Consider the following 25,269-nt stretch of genomic DNA (forward strand, 5'->3'; position numbering starts at 1 on the left):
ATAGGGCGAAATCAGCAGATCATCACCCGCCTACCCGTTTCAGGATGCGTTATGAACCAGGGCTTCATCTTGAACACCGCTTCGATGGCGGCTTCGGTAAGTACCTCCTCGGCAGTTCCGATACCGTAGATGCGTGCCCGGTCGATCAGGATTACTTTATCGGCGTATTGTAAGGCCAGATTGATGTCGTGTACAATAACGAACACGATCATATTCTGCGAAGCCAGCTTGCGCACCAGGCTCAGAATCTGGTGCTGGTAGTGAATGTCCAGCGCTGAAATGGGCTCATCAAGGAAAAGATATTTTAAGGAGGTATCGTCTGGCTGGCGATGAAGCTGAGCCAGTACCCGCGCCAGATGCACTTTCTGTTTTTCGCCACCCGAGAGCGACGCAAAGCCACGTGTTTTGAACGAGAACATACCCACCGCATCAAGACATTCGTCAGCAATCTGTTTATCTTGGCTAGTCGGGTTCAGGTCGAAATACGGGTAACGGCCCATCATGACCACCTCTTCAACACGCAGATCGAACGGCAACGACAGTAATTGGGAGAGGACTGCTTTCTGCCGGGCCTGCGTCGCTAATGGAATGGATGTCAGTAGGTTATTGCCATACCAGACCTGCCCCTGCTGGGGTGTTTCGGTGCCGGTCAGTAGTTTGAGCAGCGTACTTTTCCCGGCTCCATTCGGCCCTAACATCATCGTGAATTCGCCCGGAAGCAAAGTCAGCGACACATCATCGATCAGACGGTTACCTCCAATTTGAAACGACAGGTTTTCGGCTCTAAGCATAGAAACCTCCTTTCTGAAATGACCGGGCATTCCGAACCAGCAACCAGATGAATACGGGAGCACCAACAAATGCCGTAATTACACCAATAGGGAACTCGGCGGGCGCCACCAGCCGGCGGGCAATCGTGTCGGCCAACGTTAGTAACGAGCTGCCCAGTAGGGCCGAGGCAATAACCAGGAAGCGATTGTCCGAGGTTTTCAGTAGTCGAAGCAGGTGCGGCACCACCAGCCCAACGAATGAAATCACGCCCACCATCGCCGTGCCGACGGCTACCAGCAGCGTATTTAACAGGAGTACCTGGATCTTGAGTCGGTCGATGTTGTAGCCCAGATGCCGCACTTCATCTTCGCCTAAAATCAGGATATTCAGCGCTTTGGTAAAACGAAGGGCCAGCAGAATGCCGATCATCGTAACGGGAAAGACAATAGCGAACTGCGTCCAGTCGGCACCGGAAAACGTTCCCAGGTTCCAGAATGTGATGGAACGGGCCTGCGGGTCGCGGGCAATGTACGAGAGAAAGCCCGTTCCACCAGCCGCCAGCGCATTGATGGCGATACCCGCCAGAATCATCGTGGCTACGTTCACTTTACCACTTATAGACGCAATCCGGTAGACGAGCAAGGTAGCGGCAAAGGCAAAAATGAAGGCCACGCAGGGGAGCAGAAACAGGCCAAGTGCATCGGTAAATGCCCAGTTGATATTCTTGCCGAGGACAAAGACAAGTGCCGCGCCCAATGCCGCGCCGGAACTGGTACCTACCAGCCCCGGCTCAACAATGGGATTACGAAACAGCGCCTGCATCAACACCCCCGACACCGACAACCCAGCCCCGACCGTAGCACAAAGTAAGACGCGCGGCAACCTGATTTGCAGAAAAAGCCCCTGCGAAACCGGATCGACATTCGTATTGGACAGCCCTACGCCATTCATCAGAATGTGGGTGATGTCAGCGAATGTCAAGTCGACGGCACCAATCCGCAGGGCGGCAATGATGGTAACCAGCAGGAGCACGGCTAAAAGGCTATACCATTGGCCTGGGGATAGTGAAGGTGGCTTCATAGGGTCGGTGTATGGGTGTAGTGAGTGTAGTGAGTGTAGTGAGTGGATAGGGCGTGGTTTACTGATGAATCAGCTTCATGAGCAATTGCACGTTCTCGCCGGTTCGGGGGCCGAGGTAGATCAGGTCGTGCTCTTCAATGCGGTAAATTTTCTTGTTCTTGCCCGCAGGGGTCAGGGCGATGCCGGGGAGCGTGGCTAATTTCTCGGCACTACCCAGCCGGTCGTAGCCAAAATCGGTTACCAGAATAATATCCGGCTGGGCTTTGCTGATGATTTCCGGGCTGAGAGGTTTCATGCCTTTCAGCGTGTCCATTACGTTCCTGCCACCCGCCATTTCGAGCATGTAGGAGGCCGTTCCCGCTTTGCCGATCACCAGGTAATTATTGATGACCCGACCGAAATGGATGATGGCTACTTTAGGCGTGGTTTTGTATTGCTTCACACTTTCGGCCGCTTTTGCCAGATCGGCATCCAGCTTCGTTTTCAGACTATCGGCCTGTTTTTGAGCGCTAAACTGAGCGGCTACTGTATCAAACAGCGCCTTGACTTCGGGAAGGGTATGGGCGTCTTTGAATACTTTCATGGGAACGCCGACTTTTTCCAGTTGCTGCATAACCGCTTCCGGGGCCACATTGCCATCGTGAAATACAACGGTAGGCTTTAGCGCAATAATACCCTCCGCATTTAACAGCCGGTGATAACCGACTTTGGTGATTTTCTGGGCGGCTGGCGGATAGGTACTCGACAGATCAACGCCGACCAGCTGATCGCCTGCACCCAGCGCAAAAATCAGCTCGGTGAGTTGTTTGGCAACGCAGACGATTCGCTGTTTACCCGTGGCTTCCGTTTGGTCTTTTTGGGTAGACGTGCAGGCTAGCAGCCCTGCACTGAACAGCGTAATCAGTAAAAGAAATCGGAAAATTTTCATGAATGAAGTTGACTGCAACCCTGTAAGGTTTTCTGAAAACCTCACAGGGTCAGATTAGATGAATAGTAGCTTAAAAAATATACTTCAGCATAGCCCCCGAATAGACCGTAATCTTCGGCGAGGGATTGTAGGCCAGTGGGCGGTTGTTGGCCGGGTTAGCAAGGTTAAGGAAAACCAGCGATGAATACGTACTGCTCAACATATTGTCTGAACCCACATACACGTCCAGATTAACGTGATTCCCCAGCGCACTGCGATACCCCAGCTTTCCATTCACGAGCGTGTAGGCTGGCGCAAAGTGGTTGTTCGGTAGGTTGATGGGCATCTTGTCGACATACATCAGGGTGCTGTTCAGGTAAAAACCGGCCCGGACTTCAACATCCACACCGGCATTCAGCATGTTTGGTGCAATACCGGATTCTTTCCTGCCTGTGTAATCGACTGTTTTGCCATCACTGTTATTATCGCTTTTGTAATCCTTGTAATAGAAGTCGCTGTATGTGTAGGACGCAAACGGACGAATCAATGACACGACTCCGGCACCTGGGCGATAGGCGTATTGAAGGGCCAGTTCCAATCCGTTATGCTGAACTTTCCCGGCGTTGGTCGTTATCGAATAGGCGGGTATTGTCGGGGTGGCGGCAAAACCCTGCGGAACGAGCTTGTCCGTCACGGTCATGTTGAAATAGGCGATTTCGTAGGTGAGCGTTTTATTCAGGAAACTCCCTTTGCTGCCAACCTCATAACTCGTTCCTGACTCCGGTCGAAGGTTGTAGTTTACGACGCCCGTTTGCGCGACAACGACCTGGTTGGTCCCCGGTGTCGAATACCCCTCACTGACACTGGCGTAGAGCGAAACGTTGTCGGTAACCTGATAGGCCAGTGCTGCCCGTGGAGCTAGTATGGGCTTGAACCGTTTATAGCCAGTCAGGTTGACGTACAGGGGCGTTGTTGTAGCCGCCCGCATATCGGTAATGCCATATTCGACATAATTGAGTCCTGCCCCTGCCGACAGGGTCAGTTTTGGCGCCAGTTGCAAAGCGGCCTGGGCAAACACGCTGTATTGCATCGCCTGTACCTCCAGATCGGAGCGAAGTGCGCCAAGAACCCCACCCGAAAGGCCATAGCTTTTTGTGTAGTTAAAGTTCTTTAAAAACTCGCCCCCAAGGCTGAATGTTGGTCGGAGAGGACTGGCATCATTGCTATAGGTAAATACGGATCGCCCGCCAAATTTTAACTTGTTGGCCTTATTTACCCCGGCCGCAAAGGGCTGATCAATGACCTGTCCACCCACGAAAATAGTGGTTTTATTGGCGAACCGGTCTGTGAACTGATAACTGTGGCTGATTCCCGCCCGGGCGCTTTCTGTCTTGATGCTGGCATTGTTGCTAACGTAGGCAGGGTCAGAACTTTCGGGTTGTTCCCGTATCGCTACGCTGTCTATTTCCCCCGCCAGCAGATCATACGAATTCGTGTAGCCAACAAAGATCGACATCGACCGTTTCGCACTCATATAGGTATCGCTGGTGATACTCAGGAAATCTTTTGTTGACCCGCCATGCACCCGGAAACCATCGTATTTCTGGTGGCCATAGTTGATGTTCAGGCTGGTGTTGTCTGAACCGGTCTTGATCGATGTATTCGTTCGGAACAGGCCATACGATCCGGCCAAAACCTGCTGGCTGATGCTCGTTTTACCAATAGGAGCCCGTTCGGTATACAGATTAACCACGCCACCAATGGCGTTGCCGTAGGCGCTGGATGCTGGCCCTTTTAGCACCTCAACCCGGCTGAGGGTTGTAAAATCAATATCATCCAGAAAGGTAGTTCCGTCGCCATCCGTAAGGGGAATATCATTCAGGTAAGCCTTGTAGCCGACGCCATTGAAGTTCGTCTGATTGCCATATCCGCGAATAACGATCCGGTTTCCGGCGGCTATCGTTCGCATTTCGACCTTCACACCGGGAATCAGGTTAACGTAATTCTGAAGGTGAAGCCCGTTGGTTCGCTGAATATCGCGACTGGTAATCAGGCCAACGGCTCCCGCTGTCCGCTGAATCGTCTGGGGCGTTGAATAGCCCGATACGATCACTTCGTTCAGGTCCGTATTGGAGGGGTCCAGTTCAACCGTCAGGCTGCGCGTCGTTGCTTTAACGCCAACAGTCAGGGTTTGATAGCCAATTGCCGAAAATAGAAGTTGATCGCCTTCATTGGCCGGTAGACTGAATTCACCTTTATCATTGGCTGTTGTACCCCGCTGCGTGCCATTGATTAGTACCGAAGCTCCGGCAATGGGTTGAGCATTCGTTGGATCGACAACGCGGCCGGTTATCGCCAGTTGTGCATATAGGCTGATACTCAAAAAACTAAGCATCAGCAGGAGGCTGATCGTTCGTATATAAGTTGCTTTCATGAAGCAGGTTGTTGATTTGTAAAATGAAGGACATACCACCTGAGGAGACGCATATTTGCGTCTCCTCAGATAAATGGTTTTGCTACTGAAACTTGCTGATGTGATAGCAGACGCAGCCAGGCGTCTCTACAGATTGGGCGGTGGCGACGGAATGTCCAGTTGCGGGAGCTGGATTCGGGGCGACGTATACGAAAAGAAAGGCACCGCTGCGGGCAAAACAGGTCGAACCAACGGGTCCATACCTGCCGAACCGGGAAGAATAAACGGGCAAAACCATTTTACCCGTTTTGCTGCGGTATCAGAAAAGGGGTCATTCCGGGCCGGGCGTTTATAGAGCCATGCGGCTTCATGCCTTAGCGTTGTTTCGGCTTCGTCGCGGAAGCCATACACGTAGACCGAATCAGATCGAATTTCACGGTGCAGCACATCGACCATGTCTCCCTGCCACTCATATTCGCCCTCGTTGAGCAGGTAAGCGTTTTCGGTAGTCAGGTCAGCTTTGGCAACGGTGATCAAAACGAGTTCATCGGCAGAAAAATAGGACTGGTGCGCAAATGCCCATTTGGCCATCCATTCACGGGCGTAGTAATAGCCATACAGGCTAAACAACGCCAGAGTTACTGTCGCCAGAAGGATACGGGCACTATAAATACGACTAAAGCGCATGGAACTGATGGGGCAATTTAAAACCTGTTCAAACTTTTATTTCTTAGATAGCATTAGGTGATTTTTGTCATCCCGAGGAACGAGGGATCTTCGGTAGCATCAAAAAAGCCTACTACCGAAGATCCCTCGTTCCTCGGGATGACAAAAATCACTTATTACCAAATCACTTATGAAAGTTTAAACAGCTTCTTAGAGTAACGGGCCAACCTCAACCGTTTGGCCGTTGACGATAAAATCACATTCCAACGGCCTTGTTTGATTTGATGACTTTGTCCAACGCTGTGAGTTGTTTGGTTAGCTCGCCCGATAACTCTTCATATACCTTGTAAGAGCCGCTTGTTGGTTTATTATCACCGCTTTCTATACTGCGCCACAGGGCGGCCAGCCGGTTGTTCAGCTTGATCGGGAAGTTAAGCGGGTCCTGTCCACTCTGGTTGCGGATCTGGTACAGATTCTCCTCGATAATGCTCAACTGCTCTTTCAGTTTCTGATTGGCCGAACTGTCGGGTTGTTTCGTTAGTTTTTCCTTCAGTGTCCGAATCTGAACGACGGCGTCGTTGGCTTTGCTGGTCTCGTCCCGCAGTTTCATCGCCATGTTGAACTGCTCCTGCACATCGGCAGCAGTTACGCCTTTCAGGCGTGGGTCAAGTCTGATCTCAAAGGGTTGGGTAAACGATTCAGCACCAACCGTAAGCCGTACCTGATACTGGCCGGGCAAGGCCAGCGGTCCCGATGTTGGCCGCGCTCCCCACATAATCATGCCTTTGAAATAGGTCGCCCCCGGGTAGCGAAGATCCCATTCATACCGATTCAGCCCGGCCGCTGTTGTGGGTAGCTTTACCTTAGGCTTGCCTGGTTCATCATCGTCGTCATCCTCACCCATTTTGGGATTTGTTGGCTTGTTGCCGGTGAACGACTGGATAACCGTTCCGGCCGCGTCCAGAATTTCGACCTTGACACTATCGGCCTTTTTCGCCAGATAGTATTGAAAAACAGCGGGCTGCACCCGCCGAACGGCATAGTACGGCTTGAATAAATGCACCGGTTTTTTTGCCAGATCGGGCGTGAACTCCCGAATGGGCGCAATATCGTCCAGCACGTAAATCGACCGGCCGTGTGTGCCAATCACAACATCTTTCTCCGTAACCTGGATGTCCGAAATTTGCGTATTAGGCAGTTTTAATTGCAGCGGCTGCCAGGTTCCACCATCATTGAACGATACCCAGACACCGTGCTCCATACCGGCGTAGAGCAGGCCGGGCCGCGTAATGTCTTCCCGAATCGAGTGGGCAAAATCATCGGCGTGCAAGCCGGTAATGATCTTTTTCCAGGTTTTTCCGTAGTCATCTGTTTTCCAGAGATAAGGTGTTCTGTCGTCCATCTGATACCGTTTCGCGGCTACATAGGCGGTACCTGGCTTGTGCCGTGAGGCCTCGATGAGACTCACCCGCGTGTTCTTTGGCATATCGGGCGGAGTAATTTTCTGCCAGCTTTTGCCGTGATCGCGGGTGATGTGGATCAAGCCATCGTCAGAACCCGCCCAGATTGTGTTAACGTCATGGAAGGAGGGGGCCAGGGCAAACACGGTCGCGTAGATTTCGGGGCCGTTCATGTCCATCGTGATGACCCCGCCACTTTTTCCAAGCGTTGCTGTGTCGGCATAAGTCAGGTCCGGGCTAATTTTTTCCCAGCTCTGGCCTTCATTACTGGATACCCAGACGTGTTGCGAACAGGCATACAGCCGGTTTGGGTCTTTTGGCGAGAATACGATCGGATAGGTCCACTGCCAGCGTTCCGGAAGGGCACTGGCGGGTTCGCCGGAGAAGAAACGCGGGTATATCTGTACATCGCGGGTTTGGCCTGTCGACCGGTCGTAGCGTGTTAACAGGGCACCCTGACTACCGGCGTAAAAGATGTCGGGATTCTTTGGGTCCTGAGCAATGTAGCCACTTTCGCCACCACCCACATCGTAGCCCCATTCACCTTTTTTGATACTATTACCTTTCACTAACTTATTTGTCCATCCTTCACTGGCCACGGCCACGGTCGAATTGTCCTGCTGGGCACCGGCAATGTGATAGGGAAAATCATTCGTTGCCGTAATATGATAGAGCTGCGCGGTCGGGAAGTTTTCATCCGTCCAGGTTTTGCCACTGTTGACCGATACCGCACCACCACCATCGTTGGCCGTGATCATGCGGGTCGAGTCGGCCGGGTCAATCCACAGGTCGTGATTATCACCGTGAGGAACGGTGATCGTTTTATCGAATTTTACTCCGCCATCCGACGATTTGTAAAAGCCGACGTTCAGGCAATAGACCCCATTTTTGTCGAGCGGATCAGCGTAAATACGGGAGTAGTAAAAAGCCCGCTGCCGTAGCTTCCGTTCATCATTAACCTGTTTCCAGGTCATACCGGCATCATCGGAGCGATAAACGCCCCCATCTTCCGCTTCGACAATGGCCCATACCCGATTGTTGTCTACGGGCGAAACCGTTACACCAATTTTACCAACAGTGCCCTTGGGCATTCCCGGCTTACGGGTCAGCTCGGTCCAGGTATCGCCCCCGTCGGTCGATTTAAACAAGCCGGAAGCACCTCCACCACCCCACATTTTCCAGGGCGTCCGGTATACCTGCCAGATGGATGCATACAGTACGTTTGGGTTCTTACGGTCTATGATAATGTCGACCCCACCGGCTTTATCCCCTTTATACAGTACTTTTTTCCAACTCTTCCCCCCATCCGTCGTTCGGAAAATACCGCGTTCCTCATTTGGACCATAAGGGTGACCAAGGGCGGCCACATAGACAATATCCGGGTTTGTGGGGTGGACACGAACCCGGGCAATAGCCTGCGTATTTTTCAGGCCAATGTTTGTCCAGGTTTTTCCGGCATTGGTCGTTTTGTAGACGCCATCACCCTGCATAATATTACCTCGAAGCTGCGTTTCTCCGGTTCCAATGTACACGATATCGGGGTTGGTTTCCGCAACCGCAACGGCGCCAACAGACGAACTGTTCAACTGCCCGTCTGTAACCGGCGACCAGCTTTGACCCCCATCCGTCGTTTTCCAGAGCCCTCCGCCTACAGCCCCAAAGTAATACTCCAGTTTACGGCTAGGCGATCCGGCGGCTCCCAGTGACCGACCTCCCCGAGTTGGGCCGATATTTCGCCAGGCCATCCCTTTAAAAACGGGATTGATCGCTGTATCGGCTTGCGCCAAAAGTTGATTGTTGACGATTGTACTGCAAACGACTGCAAAGCATATAAAGACAAAACACTTCATCAGGAGAGAGTTTTTATGAAAATCCGTTGATTTGCTGGTATGTTAAGGAGAACCAAACCATACACATCGGGCGGGTTTGGGGCAACCGATTGTGAATCAGACAAACTTAGGAAAGTCCTATTCTAATTCACAATAAAGACGCTAAGAATATATTCTGCATTTCGAAATCAGGGCAAATTTTAAGGTAAACGAATTTCTGGTTATTGCCTGTTTATTTTCTTTTGAGACTTCGCGGCAAAATAAATACTAAATCAGCACAAGTTTTTGGAGCGATTGTGAAACGCGTTTTTAGCTTTGTGATATTAAAAAATTATTAAAATTCTACTTGTTAATAAGTAAATTCTTTCACGCAGATAGGTTGCAAAAATTGTCTGTTAGCGCTGGAAGTGCCTACAGACTGTACAAATTGGCCGCCTTTTTTCTATTCAGTTCGCATGAAACAACTTCTCTGCTCGCTTCTTTGTCTAACCTCTTTTCTTGCTTCGGCTCAATCCATCACTGTTCGGGATAAAGGATCCTTGCAACCGATTGAAAATGTAGAAATCAGGTCATCTTCCGATGCCGCTTCGACTCATTTTACAGATCGTGCGGGCAAGTCGAATTCGTCAACGTCGTCTGATACTGACCGGCTGGTGTTCCGGCGAGTCGGTTACCAAACGGTTGAGTACACTGTGGCCCAATTGCGTTCGCTGAACTTCATGGTACTGCTGGCGGAGAAACAACTGGAACTGAATGAGGTGGTGGTAGCTGCCAACCGTACAGCCGAACCCGTATCGCGTCTGGCTCAATCCATCCGGGTGATTACGCGAAATGAACTGCGGTTTCTCAATCAGCCGACTATGGCCGAGGTATTACAGCAAAGTGGTCAGGTACTGGTTCAGAAAAGCCAGCTCGGTGGTGGAAGCCCCATTCTTCGGGGGTTTGAAGCCAATAAAGTGCTGATCGTGGTCGATGGTGTCCGGATGAACAATGCCATATTTCGAGGGGGACATTTGCAGAATATCCTGACCGTCGACAATGCTGCTTTAGAACGGGTTGAAGTAGCCCTGGGGCCGGGTTCTGTAGTCTATGGCAGCGATGCGTTGGGTGGTGTCATCTATGTTCAGACACTGGCACCCAGGCTGAGTGGGTCGGCCAAAACGGCGGTGAATGCAAATGGATTTGTTCGCTACAGCAGTGCGATGCAGGAAAAAACGGCTCATGCCGACTGGAATGTTGGTTTCCAAAAATGGGCCTTTACGACCAGCCTGACCGCATCTGACTTCGGCGATTTGCGGCAGGGCAAACAGCGGAGCGTCGACATGGGGCAGTTGGGACTACGCCCTTTTTATGCTGGACATGAGAACAACGTCGACGTCAAACTCGTCAATACCGACCCTTCGATTCAAGTATCCTCTGGCTATAAGCAAATCGACTTGTTGCAAAAGGTATTGTTTCAGCCAACCGACCGCACCCGGCATCTGCTGAATGTTCAGTTTTCAACCAGCAGCGATATTCCCCGGTATGACCGGCTCACCGAAGTTGACGCCAAAGGGAATCTCAGCCATGCTCAATGGTATTACGGCCCTCAGCAACGGTTGCTGGCTTCCTATGGTCTGACAAAGCAGTTTACGTCGGGCATAGCGGATGAATTGACATTCATTGCCGCTTACCAATCCATTGAAGAAAGTCGCCATAATCGTCGGTTTAGTAATTATGGGTTGCAACATCGTACCGAACAGGTAGGCGTCTGGACAATGAATGCTGATTTAAAAAAGAAACTGGCTGATACCCACACGCTGCGTTACGGACTGGAAGCGACCTATAATACCGTTCGGTCGACGGCCTATCGAGAAAATATCTTCACCGGTAAAGTTGATCCGCTGGATACCCGCTACCCCGATGGCGGAGCCAATACCCAGTCGCTGGCGGGCTATATGTCGGGAACGGTGAATGTCAGTGATCGCTCAACGCTAACCTACGGTGGCCGTTATGCGTACAACCGGTTGTATGCTAAATTCAATGATAAAACATTTTTTCCGTTCCCCTTCGACGATATTACCCAACAGGCCGGTGCATTGACGGGTAGTCTCGGTTGGGTAACTCGTTTGCCGGGTGCGTGGCGTCTGGCCTCTTCGCTTTCGTCGGGCTATCGGGTGCCAAATGTGGATGATCTGGCCAAAGTGTTCGAATCGGTGGTGGGCACGCTCATTGTTCCAAACCCCAATCTCAAACCCGAACGGACGTACACTCTCGACGCCAGCAGTCAAAAGCGGCTGGCCGAACGGGTATCGCTGGAGGTAGATGCTTTTTATACCGTATATAACAACGCGATCACTACCCGGCCGGGCACCTTGAATGGACAAAGCCAACTCGTTTATAATGGTCAGACGAGCCGGATTGTTACGCAGCGTAATGCGCAGCAGGCAAGGCTTTACGGGGCCAGTGCGCAGATAACCGCAGACCTTACCCAAACGCTGACCCTATTTGGCACTGTTACGTACACAAAAGGGCGCATTTTGACGGATACAACCGCTTACCCCCTCGACCATATTCCACCCGTTTACGGAAAGGGTGGCCTTCGGTTAACGATCAGGCAGTTCAGGGCCGAAGCCAATGTATTGTTTAACGGATGGAAACGGCTGAAAGACTATAATCTGTCCGGGGAGGATAATATCGTTTACGCCACACCACAGGGTATGCCTGCCTGGCAAACGATAAATGTTCGAGCCAGCTACCAGGTGAATCGCTATGTACAGGTGCAGGCATCGCTGGAAAATATACTGGATCGCAACTACCGGGTTTTTGCGTCGGGAATCAGTGCGCCGGGTCAAAATCTGGTACTCAGCCTGCGAGGGACGCTATGAAATGTTGCTAATCGAACTATTTAATGTCTTTTTATGCATTGCGATGCATTATTTTGTATTATCGCAAACTAACAGAATAGTTCATGGTGAATAGACGATTTGGTAATTGTATAGTTGCTTTGCTGGTTTTATGCCTGCTGCCTGCACACGTATATGCGCAACGGAAAGTAAAGTCAACCGCGAAGTCCACGCCTGCGGTGGCTTCTGACAGTTTGTTCAATGCATTGCGGTGGCGAAACATTGGGCCATTTCGGGCCGGTCGGGCGCTGGGTGTTTCCGGTCATCCCAGTCAGCCGCTGACCTACTACTTTGGGACTACCGGCGGAGGTGTCTGGAAAACGACCGATGGGGGAGGGAATTGGGTAATGGTATCGGATACCACCTTTAAATCAAGCTCCGTTGGCGCTGTTGCGGTTGCTCCGTCTGACCCGAATATTGTTTATGTGGGCATGGGCGAAGCCGATATCCGAAGCAACATCGCTAATGGCGATGGCGTCTATAAATCGACTGATGCGGGGAAAACCTGGAAACACATGGGCCTCAAGATGGCCGATGCCATTGGGAATGTTGAGATTCACCCAACGAACCCGGATATCGTTTATGTGGCCGCGCTTGGAAATCCGTTTGCGCCAAATAAAGAGCGGGGGGTGTTTCGGACCACCGACGGCGGTAAGAACTGGAAAGCCATTTTGATAAAAAATGACAGCACGGGTGCCGCCACGGTAAAAATTGACCCAAACAATCCATCGGTCATTTACGCGTCGATGTGGCAGGCTTACCGCAATAGCTACAAGATGAGCAGTGGCGGTTCTGGCAGCGGTTTATTTAAGTCGACCGATGGGGGCGACACCTGGACGAGCCTGAGCAACAAACCCGGTATGCCAAAAGGTCTTTTGGGGAAAATAGGCATTGTTGTATCGCCCGCTAACTCGAACCGACTGTATGCTATGGTCGAAAATGCCAAAGGAGGCCTGTACCGCTCCGACGACGCCGGCGACTCCTGGCAACTTATCAATGAAGATAAAAATCTATGGCAGCGGCCGTGGTATTACATGATGATGGGGGCTGATCCGCAGGACGAAAATGGACTGATCGTGCTGAACGTCAACCCCATGAAATCATACGATGGCGGCAAAACATTCCAGAACATTGGCGTCCATCACGGCGATACCCACGATATCTGGTGGAATCCTAAAAACCCCATGAACTACATCATTGCTGATGATGGCGGGGCTGAGGTAACCTACAACGGTGGAGCTACCTTCTCGGATGTCGACATGCCAACCAGTCAGTTTTACCATGTGGCGGTCGATAATGATTTTCCATACAACCTGTATGGTGCTCAGCAGGATAACTCTTCCATTCGGATCGCCAGCCGCACCACGGAGTACTCCATCGGCAAATCGGCATGGTACCCGGTTTCGGGGGGAGAATCGGGGTACATCACACCCGAACCAAACAATCCGGACGTAACCTATGGCGGTAGTTACGACGGGCTGATCACGCGCTATGACAAAAAGACGGACCAGAATCAGGTAATCAATGTTTATCCCGAATATTTCATGGGCTCACCTTCATCGGCCCGGAAATACCGCTTTCAGTGGACCTATCCAATCGTTTTCTCGCCACACGACCCCAAAACGCTGTACATCACCTCGCAGTACCTGCATCGGAGCACAGACTACGGTCATTCGTGGCAGGATATCAGTCCCGATTTGACCCGAAACGATCCTAAAACGCAGGGCGATACCGGCGGTCCGATTACGAAAGACAACACCGGGGCTGAAACCTTCCCGACGATCTTCACCTTTGCCGAATCACCGCTCGAAAAGAACGTATTCTGGGCTGGCTCCGACGATGGCCTGATGCACATCAGCCGCGATGGAGCTAAAACCTGGCAGAATATTACCCCGCCAGCGTCGATGTTACCCGAACTGGCCATTATGAGCATGGTGCATCCGTCCGATCATACGACGGGGAAAGCTTATCTGGCTGCCAAACGGTATATGTCGGGCGACCGGAAGCCGTATCTCTTTAAAACAACCGATTATGGCAAAACATGGATCAGCATCACGACGGGGATTCCGGCTGATGAACACTGCCATGTTGTACGTGAAGACCCCAACAAGCCAGGGTTATTGTATGCAGGTACAGAGCGCGGTGTTTATGTTTCCTTTACCGATGGCAACTCCTGGGAAAAACTGAGCCTGAATCTTCCGGTTACCCCCGTTCGGGATTTGCAGATTCATAAGCGCGAAAAGGATCTGGTGATCGCTACGCATGGTCTTTCATTCTGGATCATGGACGACATCACGCCACTCCACGAACTCATGGATACGAAACAAGGGGGCAAGGCAGTTGCGGCCATGCATCTCTTCAAACCCCGCCATGCCTATCGAATGGAGGGCGGAGCCGGGAATCCACGTCGGGGTCGCGCTGCACAAACAGACGAAGGCGAAAACGCCCCGAACGGCGTTATCACCCGCTACTATCTGAAAAGCAAACCGACGAAAGAGTTGAAACTGGTGTACATGACGACCGCAGGGGATACGATCATTACCTACTCGAACATCAAAGACAAAAAGGGACAGCCGTTTAAGGTATTGCCCGAGTTTTATCAGGACGATATGGCTTTTCAACCCGGTAAAATGACGGCACAGCCCGGTATGAATGTCTTTCTGTGGGATATGCGTTACCCCGATGCAACAGCCGTTGAGGGAACAAACGTTATGTGGACAGGGCGTGGAACCGGCGCTAAAGTTATACCCGGAAATTATAAAGTACGTTTACTCGTGGGCGATTCATTGATTGCCGAGCAGCCCATAGAAATCAGGAAAGATCCTCGACTTTCTATAACGGTGGCCGAATACCAGGAGCAATTTGACCTGATGCAAAAGATCAATAATAAGCTCTCGGAAACACATAAAGCAATTAACCAGCTTCGCCAGATCCGAACCCAGATCAATGGCTATACCAACAATGTAAAAGAGCCAAAAGCTGCCGAGAAATTCAAAAATGCGGCCAAACCCATTCTGGAAGAACTGGACAAGATTGAATCCACGTTGATGCAGCCGAAATCGAAAGCCCCTCAGGATGCGCTGGCCTATCCGATTCGCCTGAACGACAAGATAGCCGGCGTTGCTTCGGCCGTTTCATCTGCCGACGCTAAGCCAACGAAATCGTCCTATGCGGCTTATGACGACCTGTCGAAGCAAATCGACAGTGCAATTTCGAAATTGAAGGAGGTTGTCAATACCCAAATCCCGACATTTAACCGGGTGGTGACGGAACAGCAGATTCCGGCAATCATTATAAATTAAGTCTAAACCTATAAGGTCTTGAAGACCTTATAGGTTTTTAATCATACGTTATGTTCTCCGATAAAACCGTTTATAGCCTGCACCGAATTTCGGGTCTGGTAGGTGGCCTGTTTATCCTGATTATTACCATTACCGGCTCGATCCTGGTCGTTGATCGGCAGGTCGACAACTTGCTCAACCCGAATCAAACGCATATTGAATCCGCTGGTCAACTCCAGTCCGTCGGCCAGCTCCTGGCGTCGATAAATCGTCAGTATCCGGAGGCTCAGGTCAGAAGCCTTGCCGTATGGGATGAGGCTAAAAAAGAAGCTGTCCGGGTTGATCTGATAAATAAGGGTGTGTGGACATGGGTTTCCATGAATCCTTATACCGGGGCCGTTCTTGGTGCCCGGCAGGCAGATGCGACGCTGGTTCGGCGGGCGCGTGAACTGCATGAAAACTTGTTGCTGGAGCCCGTTGGCGGGTTTGTCATGGGTCTGGCGGGTATCTGTTTATTCATTTCGGTACTAACCGGCACATGGTATTACCGGCGGTCGTTGCTGAGTGTATTTAAAATTGGGGTGCGGTGGAATAAATCCCCCCGCCTTGTGTATGCCGACATTCATAAGTGGCTGGGGGTAGTTGCTCTGCTCTTCATGCTGATGATGAGTGCCACGGGTATTTTCTTCCACTGGGAACAGATCGAGCGCAAGTTTGGGGATGGGCCGAAGCCTGAACAAACCCTGACCGCTCCAATTCCAGTTTCCAGTATTCCGGTTGATGCTGCCATTGCTGCTGCTAGGGCATCCATTGCCAATTTTCAACCCCAGCTTATCGACTTCCCGAAGCCTGGTGATAGTACACTGGTTATTCGCGGCAATATGCCGGGCAGCATTCGAATGCTTGGTAAATACAATGTAGCAGCAACGGTCGATGCCCGAAACGGCCACTACATAAGTGGGTTCGATGCGCGCGATGCGGATCTGGAATACATTGCCGAACACATTTTTGAGGAACTTCATTTTGGGCATTACGGTGGCTGGATCTCTCAGGTACTCTACATTCTCCTGGCCTTATCGACAGCCGTTGTGACCCTTACAGGTCTGTTTCTCTGGTATTTAAAGAGGTAAAAAATTTAATAATTCGTCCACTCCCCTGATTCTTATGACCTTCCAGTCCTCCGTAAATCGGCTCTTGCTGCCTTGTTTTCTTCTGTTTTCGCTCACCATTCAGGCGCAACCGTTCGCTCCCAGGCTGTTCGATGCCATGAAGTGGCGGATGATTGGCCCGCATCGGGGTGGTCGGACGGTGGGGGCTGTGGGCGTACCGCAACAGCCAAACGTCTTTTACATGGGTGTTAATAATGGAGGGGTCTGGAAAACGACAGATTACGGCCGTAGCTGGAAGCCTATTTTCGACGATCAGCCAACGGGTTCCATTGGTGATGTGGCGGTGGCTCCTTCAAATCCCAACGTCATCTATGTGGCCAGTGGTGAAGGGTTACAGCGCCCCGATTTATCGGTGGGAAACGGGATGTATAAATCGACCGATGCCGGGAAGACCTGGTCTTTTCTTGGGCTGAAGGATGGGCAGCAAATTGGCGGTATTTGTATTGACCCAACGAACGAAAATCGGGTTTTTGCGGCTGTGCTGGGCCATCCATATGGCCCAAATCCGGAGCGAGGTGTGTATCGGACAACAGACAGCGGCAAAACCTGGGATCGGGTGCTGTACAAAGATGAGAACACCGGGGCGGTGCAGGTGACCATTGACCCGCAAAATCCGAGTGTCGTGTATGCCGATCTCTGGGCCGCCCGGCAGGGACCCTGGGAAAACGGGCAATGGCAGGGACCCGAAAGTGGGTTGTATAAATCGACGGATGGCGGTGCAAGCTGGCAAAAACTAACGAACGGCCTCCCTGCAATTGAGCAGGGCCTGGGTCGAATCGGTTTCTGCATCGCACCCAGTAATCCGAATCGACTTTACGCTACGGTCGATGCCACCGAAATGGGCGGGGTCTATCGCTCCGACAATGCCGGCTTGTCATGGACACGTATCAACAGCGACGGACGGTTATGGGGCCGGGGCAGCGACTTCGCGGAAGTGAAAGCACACCCAACAAATCCCGATATCGTTTTCATTGCCGATGTATCGGCCTGGAAGTCAACAGATGGCGGTAAAACCTGGAACGACTTCAGGGGAGCGCCGGGTGGCGACGATTACCACCGGCTCTGGATCAACCCTACAAATCCTGATGTGCTGCTGTTAGCGGGCGATCAGGGTGCTATTGTCACGGTTAATGGTGGGCAAACATTCAGCTCCTGGTACAATCAGCCGACGGCCCAGTTTTACCACGTTAGCACGGATACCAGTTTTCCCTATAACGTATTGGGCGGCCAGCAGGAGAGTGGTTCAGTGGGGATTACCAGCCGCGGAAACGACGGAGAAATTACTTTCCGTGAGTGGCATCCGGTTGGGGTCGAAGAGTATGGTTATGTAGCCGCTGATCCACTCGACCCGGCTATAATTTATGGCGGCAAAATTACCCGATACGACAAACGCACCGGCCAGGTACAAAACATTGCCCCCGAAGCCGTTCGGTCTGGGAAGTATCGATTTATACGAACTGCCCCGGTATTATTCTCCCCGGTTGATCCGAAAACACTTTATTTCGCTGGAAATGTTCTTTTTAAAACCCGGAATGGGGGCTACTCCTGGCAGGTGATCAGCCCTGATCTAACGCGCACTTCCTATCCCGACATTCCCGAAAGTGTGGGCGTTTACCGTACCGACGACATGAAAACCATGCCTGCTCGTGGCGTTATTTACACCATTGCACCTGCGTATAAGGACATAAACACGATTTGGGCCGGTACTGACGATGGTCTGATCCAGGTGACCCGTGATGGGGGTAAAACCTGGAAAAATGTGACCCCGCCAGGGGTGGGTTCCTGGAGCAAAATCTCCCTGATGGATGCCGGTCATTTTGATGCGAATACCGCATACGCAGCCGTGAACCGCATCCGATGTGATGATATGCATCCGCATATTTACCGCACGCACGACGGTGGTAAAAGCTGGCAGGAAATTGTAACGGGATTGCCCAACGACCCAATCAATGTGGTGCGTGAAGACCCGCTAAGGAAAGGGCTGCTATTTGCCGGATCTGAAACAGCCGTCTATGTCTCTTTCGATGATGGTGCGCACTGGCAATCGCTGCGGCTGAATATGCCCGCCACCTCCATCCGCGATCTGGTCATTAAAGACGACGATCTGGTGGTTGGCACACATGGCCGGTCGTTCTGGATTCTGGATGATATAACCGCCCTTCGTCAGCTGACGCCCGAACTGGCAAAAACGGAGACGATCTTGTATAAACCGCAACGGGCGTATCGTGTTCGTTGGAACATGAACCCCGACACGCCCTTGCCGCAGGAAGAGCCCGCCGGACAAAATCCACCCGAAGGGGCTATCATTGATTATTACCTCCACGAAACGGCTAATTCCGTCGTTACCCTGACCATCATCGATGCAACCGGCAAACAAGTGCAGCAGTACCGTAGCGACGATAAACCTTATACGGTTCCGGATGTGAATTTGCCTGCCTACTGGATTCGGCCTCAGCAGATTTTGTCGGCCAGCGCCGGGGCGCATCGGTTCATGTGGAATCTTCATTACACGCCGTTACCCATTCCACCCTCGTATCCAATTGCGGCTACCTTCGGGCAAACCGCACCCGAGCCCACCGCGCCCTGGGTCATGCCGGGGACGTATACGGTTAACTTGTCTGTTAATGGAAAGACCTATACACAGCCGCTTACAGTTACGATGGACCCACGTGTAAAAACACCTGTGCCAATTTTGACGCAACAACACGACCTGTCGGTAACCGCTTATGAGAATCGTAGACAAGTTCTCGCCTGGTTGGCTGAAGCGCAACCATTGAAAAGCCGCATGACAACCGACGAACAGAAGAAGTTATTCGCTGACCTTCAAACTAATCTTAATTCGTTGAACAGAGCCTTTAGTTCGATCTTCTCCATTCTACAGGATGCCGACAGTACCCCTACAACCCAGGTAGTAGCTGCTGCCAGCGAAGCACAGGCAACGTTCAGGAAAACAGCACAGCAGTGGGCCTACTGGAAAACCAGTATTCGATAAGTAAGTGGCGTAATGCGAGTTGACTAAGGCTAAATCAGGTAACGTCTGCGTGTAGAAATCAGAGTAGGCTATTCGGGTGCAAACAACTTTGCCAGTAATCAATAATCAATTTGAGCTGCTGCTGAAGTCCGGCCTGGCTATTTTCCTTCTGGTAAAAACCCTGTACCGATTCGTCATAAGCCATTCGGATCGCTTCGGCACTCGCTGTAGTAGTCAGAAATACAAAGGGAATGGATTTTTCCCGCAAGATCTTGTGCTGATTAATTACGGCTCGTAACTCCAACCCATTTAGTAACGGCATATTGATATCACACAAAATTAGAAATGGTTGTTCTACAGACCTTTCCAGATATTCTAAAGCCTCCTGACCATTATGGAAAACCCAAATAGGATTGACAACATTTAAATTCTTAATGGCCATCTTGATCAACAGCTGGTCATCTTCATCATCTTCAATCAGGATGATAGGTCCTTTTTTTGACATAGTTGATTTAGTAGTAATGGCAACAAAAATACCGAATCAGTTGATAGATATTACCTATGATAAACAATTAGCTTAAAACTGACGGCCTTCTCTTTTTAATAGATCTATCTGTTTAACAGACGGGTGTTTACCAGCGTTTGGGGGATGTTTGACGGCTTATTCTTCCATTTGTTTACCTGATAGGTACATTTGCCTTATCTTCGGTTCAAAATAAAATTTTGTCCCTTCCCTGGAGATCGTCCTGGCGTTACAGTACATGTTAGATCAATATAAGCAGCAGCAACCCTATTTACTGGCTTTAGATTCAATCATATTCGGCTTTGATGGAGAGAGCTTAAAAGTATTACTCGTCAAGCGGGGGGTGGAAGAAAAAACCTGGTCACTAATGGGCGGCTGGCTCCAACCCGCTGAAAGCCTGGAACAGGCTGCAGCACGGATTTTATTTGAGCTGACGGGCTTTACCAATGTCTATCTGGAGCAATTGTACGCCTTTGGGGACCCGCACCGCGACCCAATTGTCAGAACGGTATCGGTAGCCTATTTCTCTCTGGTAAAAATAGAGGATTACGAGAAGAAGATTTCCGACCTGTTCCAGGCTAGCTGGTTTTCTATTTATGACCTTCCCCCTTTGCTGTTCGACCATGCCGATATGGTCGAATTAGCTATTAAGCGACTGCGGTATAAAGCGGCCCAGCATCCTATTGGCTTTGAACTGCTGCCAGAGAAGTTCACAATTCCCCAACTTAAGAAATTGTACGATGCCGTATACAATACGGAGTTTGACAAACGGAATTTTAGCCGAAAGATTCTGTCGACAAATCTGCTGATCAAGCTGGAGGAAAAGCAAAAAGGCTTTTCAAAACGGGGGGCCTATTTTTATCAGGTTGACACCAGCAAATATCACTCGATCACGAACTCCTTCCTGAATTTTATCCCTAACTCGGAGTTAGGCCTCTAACGGCGATCTCTTCTTTTTTTTTAGATTCGGGCGAAGGTGAATTGCACCCTGGGATTAAAATCTTGTAAATTTTTTTAGGTGTCATATTGACATTAAAAAAATAAGTGTCATTTTTACATTAAAAAATAAGTGTCAAAATAACAATAATAAAAAATGCGATGTTAGGCTGGTCCTTTCTGCCGACTCAACCGGATAAATCGTCGGTATGGGCACCAGGATCGCTGACATTTGCCGCTACAACTAACTAATTAACTAACGAATATTAATACGTCAACTCATGTCAACAATCACCCTGGGCGATCAGGAATACTTTAAAGGTATTGGCGCCATTGCCTACGAAGGCCCAAAATCTAAAAATCCGTTAGCGTTTAAATGGTACAATCCTGAGTTGATCGTAGGCGGGAAGACCCTTCGTGAACAGCTCCGTTTTGCTATCAGCTACTGGCACAGCTTCTGCGGCACAGGAGGTGATCCCTTTGGTCCCGGAACACACGTTTTTCCCTGGGATCAGGACAAGGATGCCAATGTTCGGGCGAAGATGAAAATGGACGCGGCCTTTGAGTTTATCACTAAAATGGGGGCACCATACTACTGTTTCCACGATATTGATCTGGTCGATGAAGGTTCTTCCGCAAGCGAGTACGAAAAACGGCTGCAAACTATCGTTGAGTATGGACAGCAGAAACAGAAAGAAAGTGGTGTAAAACTGCTTTGGGGTACGGCCAATGCGTTCTCAAATCCACGTTATATGAATGGAGCATCGACCAATCCGGATTTCTCGGTTCTGGCCTATGCTGGCACGCAGGTCAAAAATGCCATTGACGCTACGATTGCTTTGGGTGGTGAAAATTACGTATTCTGGGGTGGTCGGGAAGGTTATATGTCGCTGCTTAACACCAACATGAAGCGGGAAGTCGAGCACCTGGCGCAGTTTCTGACCATGGCCCGGGATTATGCCCGGAAGCAAGGGTTTACTGGCACGTTCTTCATCGAGCCGAAACCGATGGAGCCCACCAAGCACCAGTATGATTATGATGCGGCTACAGTGATCGGATTCCTTCGGCAGTATGGTTTGGATAAAGATTTCCAATTGAATATCGAGGTCAATCACGCGACACTGGCGGGGCATACCTTCGACCATGAATTGCAGGTAGCGGCCAACGCGGGAATGCTGGGCAGCATCGATGCGAACCGGGGCGATTACCAGAACGGATGGGATACAGATCAGTTTCCAATTAATTTGTATGAACTAATTGAAGCGGCTCTGGTAATTCATCAGGCTGGGGGAATAAAACCCGGCGGCATCAACTTCGACGCAAAAATCCGCCGGAACTCGACCGATGCCGATGATCTGTTCATAGCCCATATTAGTGGGATGGATGCCTTTGCCCGCGCATTTATTGTGGCCGACACTATTTTGCAGGAGTCTGACTATCTTAAGTTCCGTGCCGAGCGCTATTCATCGTTTGATAATGGTCGTGGAAAAGCATTTGAAGAAGGCAAACTGACGCTGGAAGATCTACGGGCCTATACGCTTGAATTTGGCGAACCTCAGATGCGCAGTGGCAAGCAGGAATGGCTCGAAAGCATTATCAATCAGTATATATAACGCGTCATTTTCCATGTGCTCCCTGCCCATGTTCCAGATACAATTCGTTTGCCGAGCATGATACGTCCAGACAACGGATGGAACACAGGACTTGACGGCTGCTTCTATCGTTGTCAAAGCGTTAGCCATCAGTCAACGTTGATGATAAAACACAGCCGATTCTGGATCAATTTCCTGATGACAACATGCCGGTAATCAATGAAACGTAAGTAGAGTAAATCAGTACTCTACTTACGTTTCATTGATTATGAAGTATGTGTTTTTAAGTAGGATAATGAAACGACTCCTCTTCTTTTTTTTAATAACTGGTTCAACCGCTGGCTTCGCGCAAACGAAGTCACCGCTGACACTTTGGTACAATACGCCTTCGGGCCAGACCTGGGAGAATGCATTGCCCGTCGGTAATGGCCAGTTGGGTGCTATGGTGTATGGCAACGTACCCAGAGAGATCATCCAACTCAACGAAAGCACCGTCTGGAGTGGCGGGCCAAACCGGAATGACAATCCGGACGCGCTGGCGGCTTTGCCGGAAGTTAGGAAGCTGATTTTCGACGGTAAACAAAAAGAAGCGGAGAATCTGGCCAACAAAGCGATGATCAGCAAAAAGTCGCAGGGGCAGATGTACCAGCCGGTTGGCAACCTGAACCTCACGTTCGACGGGCACGAAAACTATACCAACTACTACCGGGAGCTAGATATTGAGCGGGCCGTGGCCAAAACATCGTATACCGTTGATGGCGTGACCTACACCCGCGAAGTGCTGGCATCGTTTCCCGATCAGGTGATTGTGATTCAATTAACAGCCAGTAAACCAGGTCGGTTAGCGTTTTCCGCTTTCTATTCCACGCAACACCTCAAGCCCGTTATCAAAACGGCGTCGACCAATGAACTGACCATTGCTGCCTCAACCTCAGACCACGAGGGCGTAAAAAGTCAGGTCAGGTTTAAAGGCATCACCCGGATCAAAACGCAGGGCGGAACGGTATCGGCCAGCGATACTGCGCTGACCGTACGCGGAGCCAATTCGGCAACGATCTACCTGTCTATTGCCACCAACTTTGTCAACTACAACGATGTCAGCGCCGACGAAAATGCGCTGGCGGCAACGTACCTGACTAAGGCCTACCCGAAAGCGTACGCGGCCATGTTACCCACACATAGTGCCGCCTACCAGAAATACTTTAACCGGGTAAAGCTCGATCTGGGTTCTAGCGAGGCTGCAAACCTGCCGATCAACGAACGGCTGAAAAATTTCCGGTCCGTCAATGATCCGCAGTTAGTAACGCTGTACTATCAATACGGTCGCTACCTGCTCATTTCATCCTCTCAAGCGGGCCGCGCCGGCGTACCGGGGCAACCTGCCAATTTACAGGGGATATGGAACAACAAAATGCGACCACCCTGGGATAGCAAATATACGATCAACATCAACGCTCAGATGAATTACTGGCCGGCCGAAAAAACTAATCTGGCCGAGTTGCACGAACCCTTTCTGCGCATGGTGCGCGACATGTCGGAAACCGGAAAGGAAACGGCGCGGGTGATGTACGGAGCGCGTGGCTGGATGGCCCACCACAACACCGATATCTGGCGGGCCACCGGTGCCGTCGATGGTGCCTTGTGGGGTATGTGGGTAGCTGGTGGCGGCTGGACCAGTCAGCACCTGTGGGAGCATTACCAATATAGTGGCGACAAAACGTACCTGGCGTCAGTGTACCCGATTTTGAAAGGAGCTGCCCTATTTTACACGGATTACCTGGTTGAACACCCTAAATATCACTGGCTGGTTGTCACGCCGGGTACGTCGCCCGAGAACGCGCCCGCTGCCCACGGCGGTTCGTCGCTGGATGCGGGTACTACGATGGATAATCAAATTGCGTTCGACGTATTTACGACCACGATTCGAGCGGCCGAAGTACTGAAAAAGGATGCTGCCTTTGTCGATACGCTGAAGCAGATGCGCAGCAAACTACCGCCTATGCACATTGGTCAGCACGGTCAGTTGCAGGAATGGCTGGAAGATATTGACGATCCGAACGATAAACACCGGCACATTTCGCATTTGTACGGCCTGTTTCCATCGAATCAGCTTTCACCTTACCGCACGCCCGGCCTGTACAATGCGGCCAAAACCTCTCTTGTTCACCGGGGCGATGTATCGACCGGCTGGAGTATGGGCTGGAAAGTGAACTGGTGGGCGCGTTTGCAGGACGGTAACCACGCCTACACGTTGATCCAGAATCAACTAACCCCGCTTGGCGTCACGAAAGAAGGGGGCGGTACATACAATAACCTGTTCGACGCACACCCACCGTTTCAGATCGACGGCAACTTCGGCTGTACGTCGGGCATCACCGAAATGCTTATGCAAAGTGCCGATGGTGCCATTCACTTACTACCCGCCCTGCCCGACGTTTGGCCAACCGGCAGCATTCGCGGTCTGCGGGCCATCGGTGGATTCGAGGTTGTGAGCATGGAATGGAAAGGAGGGAAACTGTCGACCGTTGTTATCAAGTCGAATTTGGGCGGAAACTTACGTGTGCGGACGCCAAACGCGCTAACCATCAGCAAAGGGACTGCGCCGAAAATGGCCTCAGGTCAAAACCCGAACCCGTTCTACCAGATCGAACCAACGCCAGCACCCATCGTGTCGGAAAAAGCAACGTCGACAGCGCCCGTATTAAAAGAAACAATGCTCTATGACCTGCCGACGCAAGCCGGTAAACTGTATACGCTGGTCGCTCAGTAAGCTTTTTGTCATCCCG

At 50.9% G+C, this 25,269-nt stretch carries 14 protein-coding genes; 7 read left to right on the forward strand and 7 right to left on the reverse strand.

Translation table 11 applies throughout. The features are described from left to right. Positions 1 to 11: 11 nt before the first annotated feature. The 6 genes from CWM47_RS18410 to CWM47_RS18435 form a co-directional block, all read right to left on the reverse strand. Positions 12 to 791, reverse strand: coding sequence for a heme ABC transporter ATP-binding protein (locus tag CWM47_RS18410; protein WP_100989692.1), 780 nt, complete (start codon positions 789 to 791; stop codon positions 12 to 14). Next, complete coding sequence (locus CWM47_RS18415) at positions 784 to 1,851, reverse strand: FecCD family ABC transporter permease (RefSeq protein ID WP_100989693.1); 1,068 nt, start codon at positions 1,849 to 1,851, stop codon at positions 784 to 786. The genes CWM47_RS18410 and CWM47_RS18415 overlap by 8 nt, the downstream gene beginning before the upstream one ends. 58 nt (positions 1,852 to 1,909) lie before the next feature. Next, positions 1,910 to 2,779 carry a heme/hemin ABC transporter substrate-binding protein gene (locus CWM47_RS18420; protein ID WP_100989694.1) on the reverse strand — a complete coding sequence of 290 codons (870 nt, stop codon included), beginning with the start codon at positions 2,777 to 2,779 and terminating at the stop codon, positions 1,910 to 1,912. 70 nt (positions 2,780 to 2,849) lie between these two features. Beyond that, positions 2,850 to 5,192 carry a TonB-dependent receptor gene (locus CWM47_RS18425; RefSeq protein WP_100989695.1) on the reverse strand — a complete coding sequence of 781 codons (2,343 nt, stop codon included), beginning with the start codon at positions 5,190 to 5,192 and terminating at the stop codon, positions 2,850 to 2,852. A 126-nt stretch (positions 5,193 to 5,318) separates the two neighbouring features. Next, the gene (locus CWM47_RS18430; RefSeq protein ID WP_100989696.1) at positions 5,319 to 5,858 is read right to left on the reverse strand and encodes a hypothetical protein; all 540 of its coding nucleotides are present in this window, start codon (positions 5,856 to 5,858) and stop codon (positions 5,319 to 5,321) included. A 235-nt stretch (positions 5,859 to 6,093) separates the two neighbouring features. Beyond that, positions 6,094 to 9,147 (reverse strand): VPS10 domain-containing protein, encoded by a 3,054-nt coding sequence (locus tag CWM47_RS18435; protein ID WP_100989697.1) that lies wholly within the window; start codon positions 9,145 to 9,147, stop codon positions 6,094 to 6,096. Between the two features lie 434 nt (positions 9,148 to 9,581). Between CWM47_RS18435 and CWM47_RS18440 the strand changes: the two genes are divergently transcribed. The 4 genes from CWM47_RS18440 to CWM47_RS18455 all read left to right on the forward strand — a co-directional run bounded on the left by CWM47_RS18440 (position 9,582) and on the right by CWM47_RS18455 (position 19,453). Next, a complete protein-coding gene (locus CWM47_RS18440) occupies positions 9,582 to 11,993 on the forward strand; it encodes a TonB-dependent receptor (protein WP_240625948.1) in 2,412 nt (803 codons plus the stop codon). 83 nt (positions 11,994 to 12,076) lie between these two features. Continuing rightward, on the forward strand, positions 12,077 to 15,313 hold the full coding sequence (locus CWM47_RS18445) for a WD40/YVTN/BNR-like repeat-containing protein (protein ID WP_100989698.1): 3,237 nt from the start codon (positions 12,077 to 12,079) through the stop codon (positions 15,311 to 15,313). A gap of 50 nt (positions 15,314 to 15,363) precedes the next feature. Next, a complete protein-coding gene (locus CWM47_RS18450) occupies positions 15,364 to 16,422 on the forward strand; it encodes a PepSY-associated TM helix domain-containing protein (RefSeq protein WP_100989699.1) in 1,059 nt (352 codons plus the stop codon). A gap of 34 nt (positions 16,423 to 16,456) precedes the next feature. After that, positions 16,457 to 19,453, forward strand: a complete 2,997-nt coding sequence (locus CWM47_RS18455) for a WD40/YVTN/BNR-like repeat-containing protein (RefSeq protein WP_100989700.1) — start codon at positions 16,457 to 16,459, stop codon at positions 19,451 to 19,453. 58 nt (positions 19,454 to 19,511) lie between these two features. Here the strand turns inward: CWM47_RS18455 and CWM47_RS18460 are convergent, their stop codons facing one another. Next, complete coding sequence (locus CWM47_RS18460) at positions 19,512 to 19,937, reverse strand: response regulator (protein ID WP_100989701.1); 426 nt, start codon at positions 19,935 to 19,937, stop codon at positions 19,512 to 19,514. Between the two features lie 256 nt (positions 19,938 to 20,193). Between CWM47_RS18460 and CWM47_RS18465 the strand changes: the two genes are divergently transcribed. The 3 genes from CWM47_RS18465 to CWM47_RS18475 all read left to right on the forward strand — a co-directional run bounded on the left by CWM47_RS18465 (position 20,194) and on the right by CWM47_RS18475 (position 25,253). Continuing rightward, on the forward strand, positions 20,194 to 20,895 hold the full coding sequence (locus CWM47_RS18465) for an NUDIX hydrolase (RefSeq protein ID WP_100989702.1): 702 nt from the start codon (positions 20,194 to 20,196) through the stop codon (positions 20,893 to 20,895). A gap of 277 nt (positions 20,896 to 21,172) precedes the next feature. Then, positions 21,173 to 22,504 carry a xylose isomerase gene (xylA, locus tag CWM47_RS18470; RefSeq protein WP_100989703.1) on the forward strand — a complete coding sequence of 444 codons (1,332 nt, stop codon included), beginning with the start codon at positions 21,173 to 21,175 and terminating at the stop codon, positions 22,502 to 22,504. A 274-nt stretch (positions 22,505 to 22,778) separates the two neighbouring features. Next, a complete protein-coding gene (locus CWM47_RS18475) occupies positions 22,779 to 25,253 on the forward strand; it encodes a glycoside hydrolase family 95 protein (RefSeq protein WP_100989704.1) in 2,475 nt (824 codons plus the stop codon). Positions 25,254 to 25,269 lie beyond the last annotated feature (16 nt).

This window comes from Spirosoma pollinicola (genome assembly GCF_002831565.1).
In the GTDB taxonomy this organism is placed as follows: Bacteria; Bacteroidota; Bacteroidia; order Cytophagales; family Spirosomataceae; genus Spirosoma; species Spirosoma pollinicola.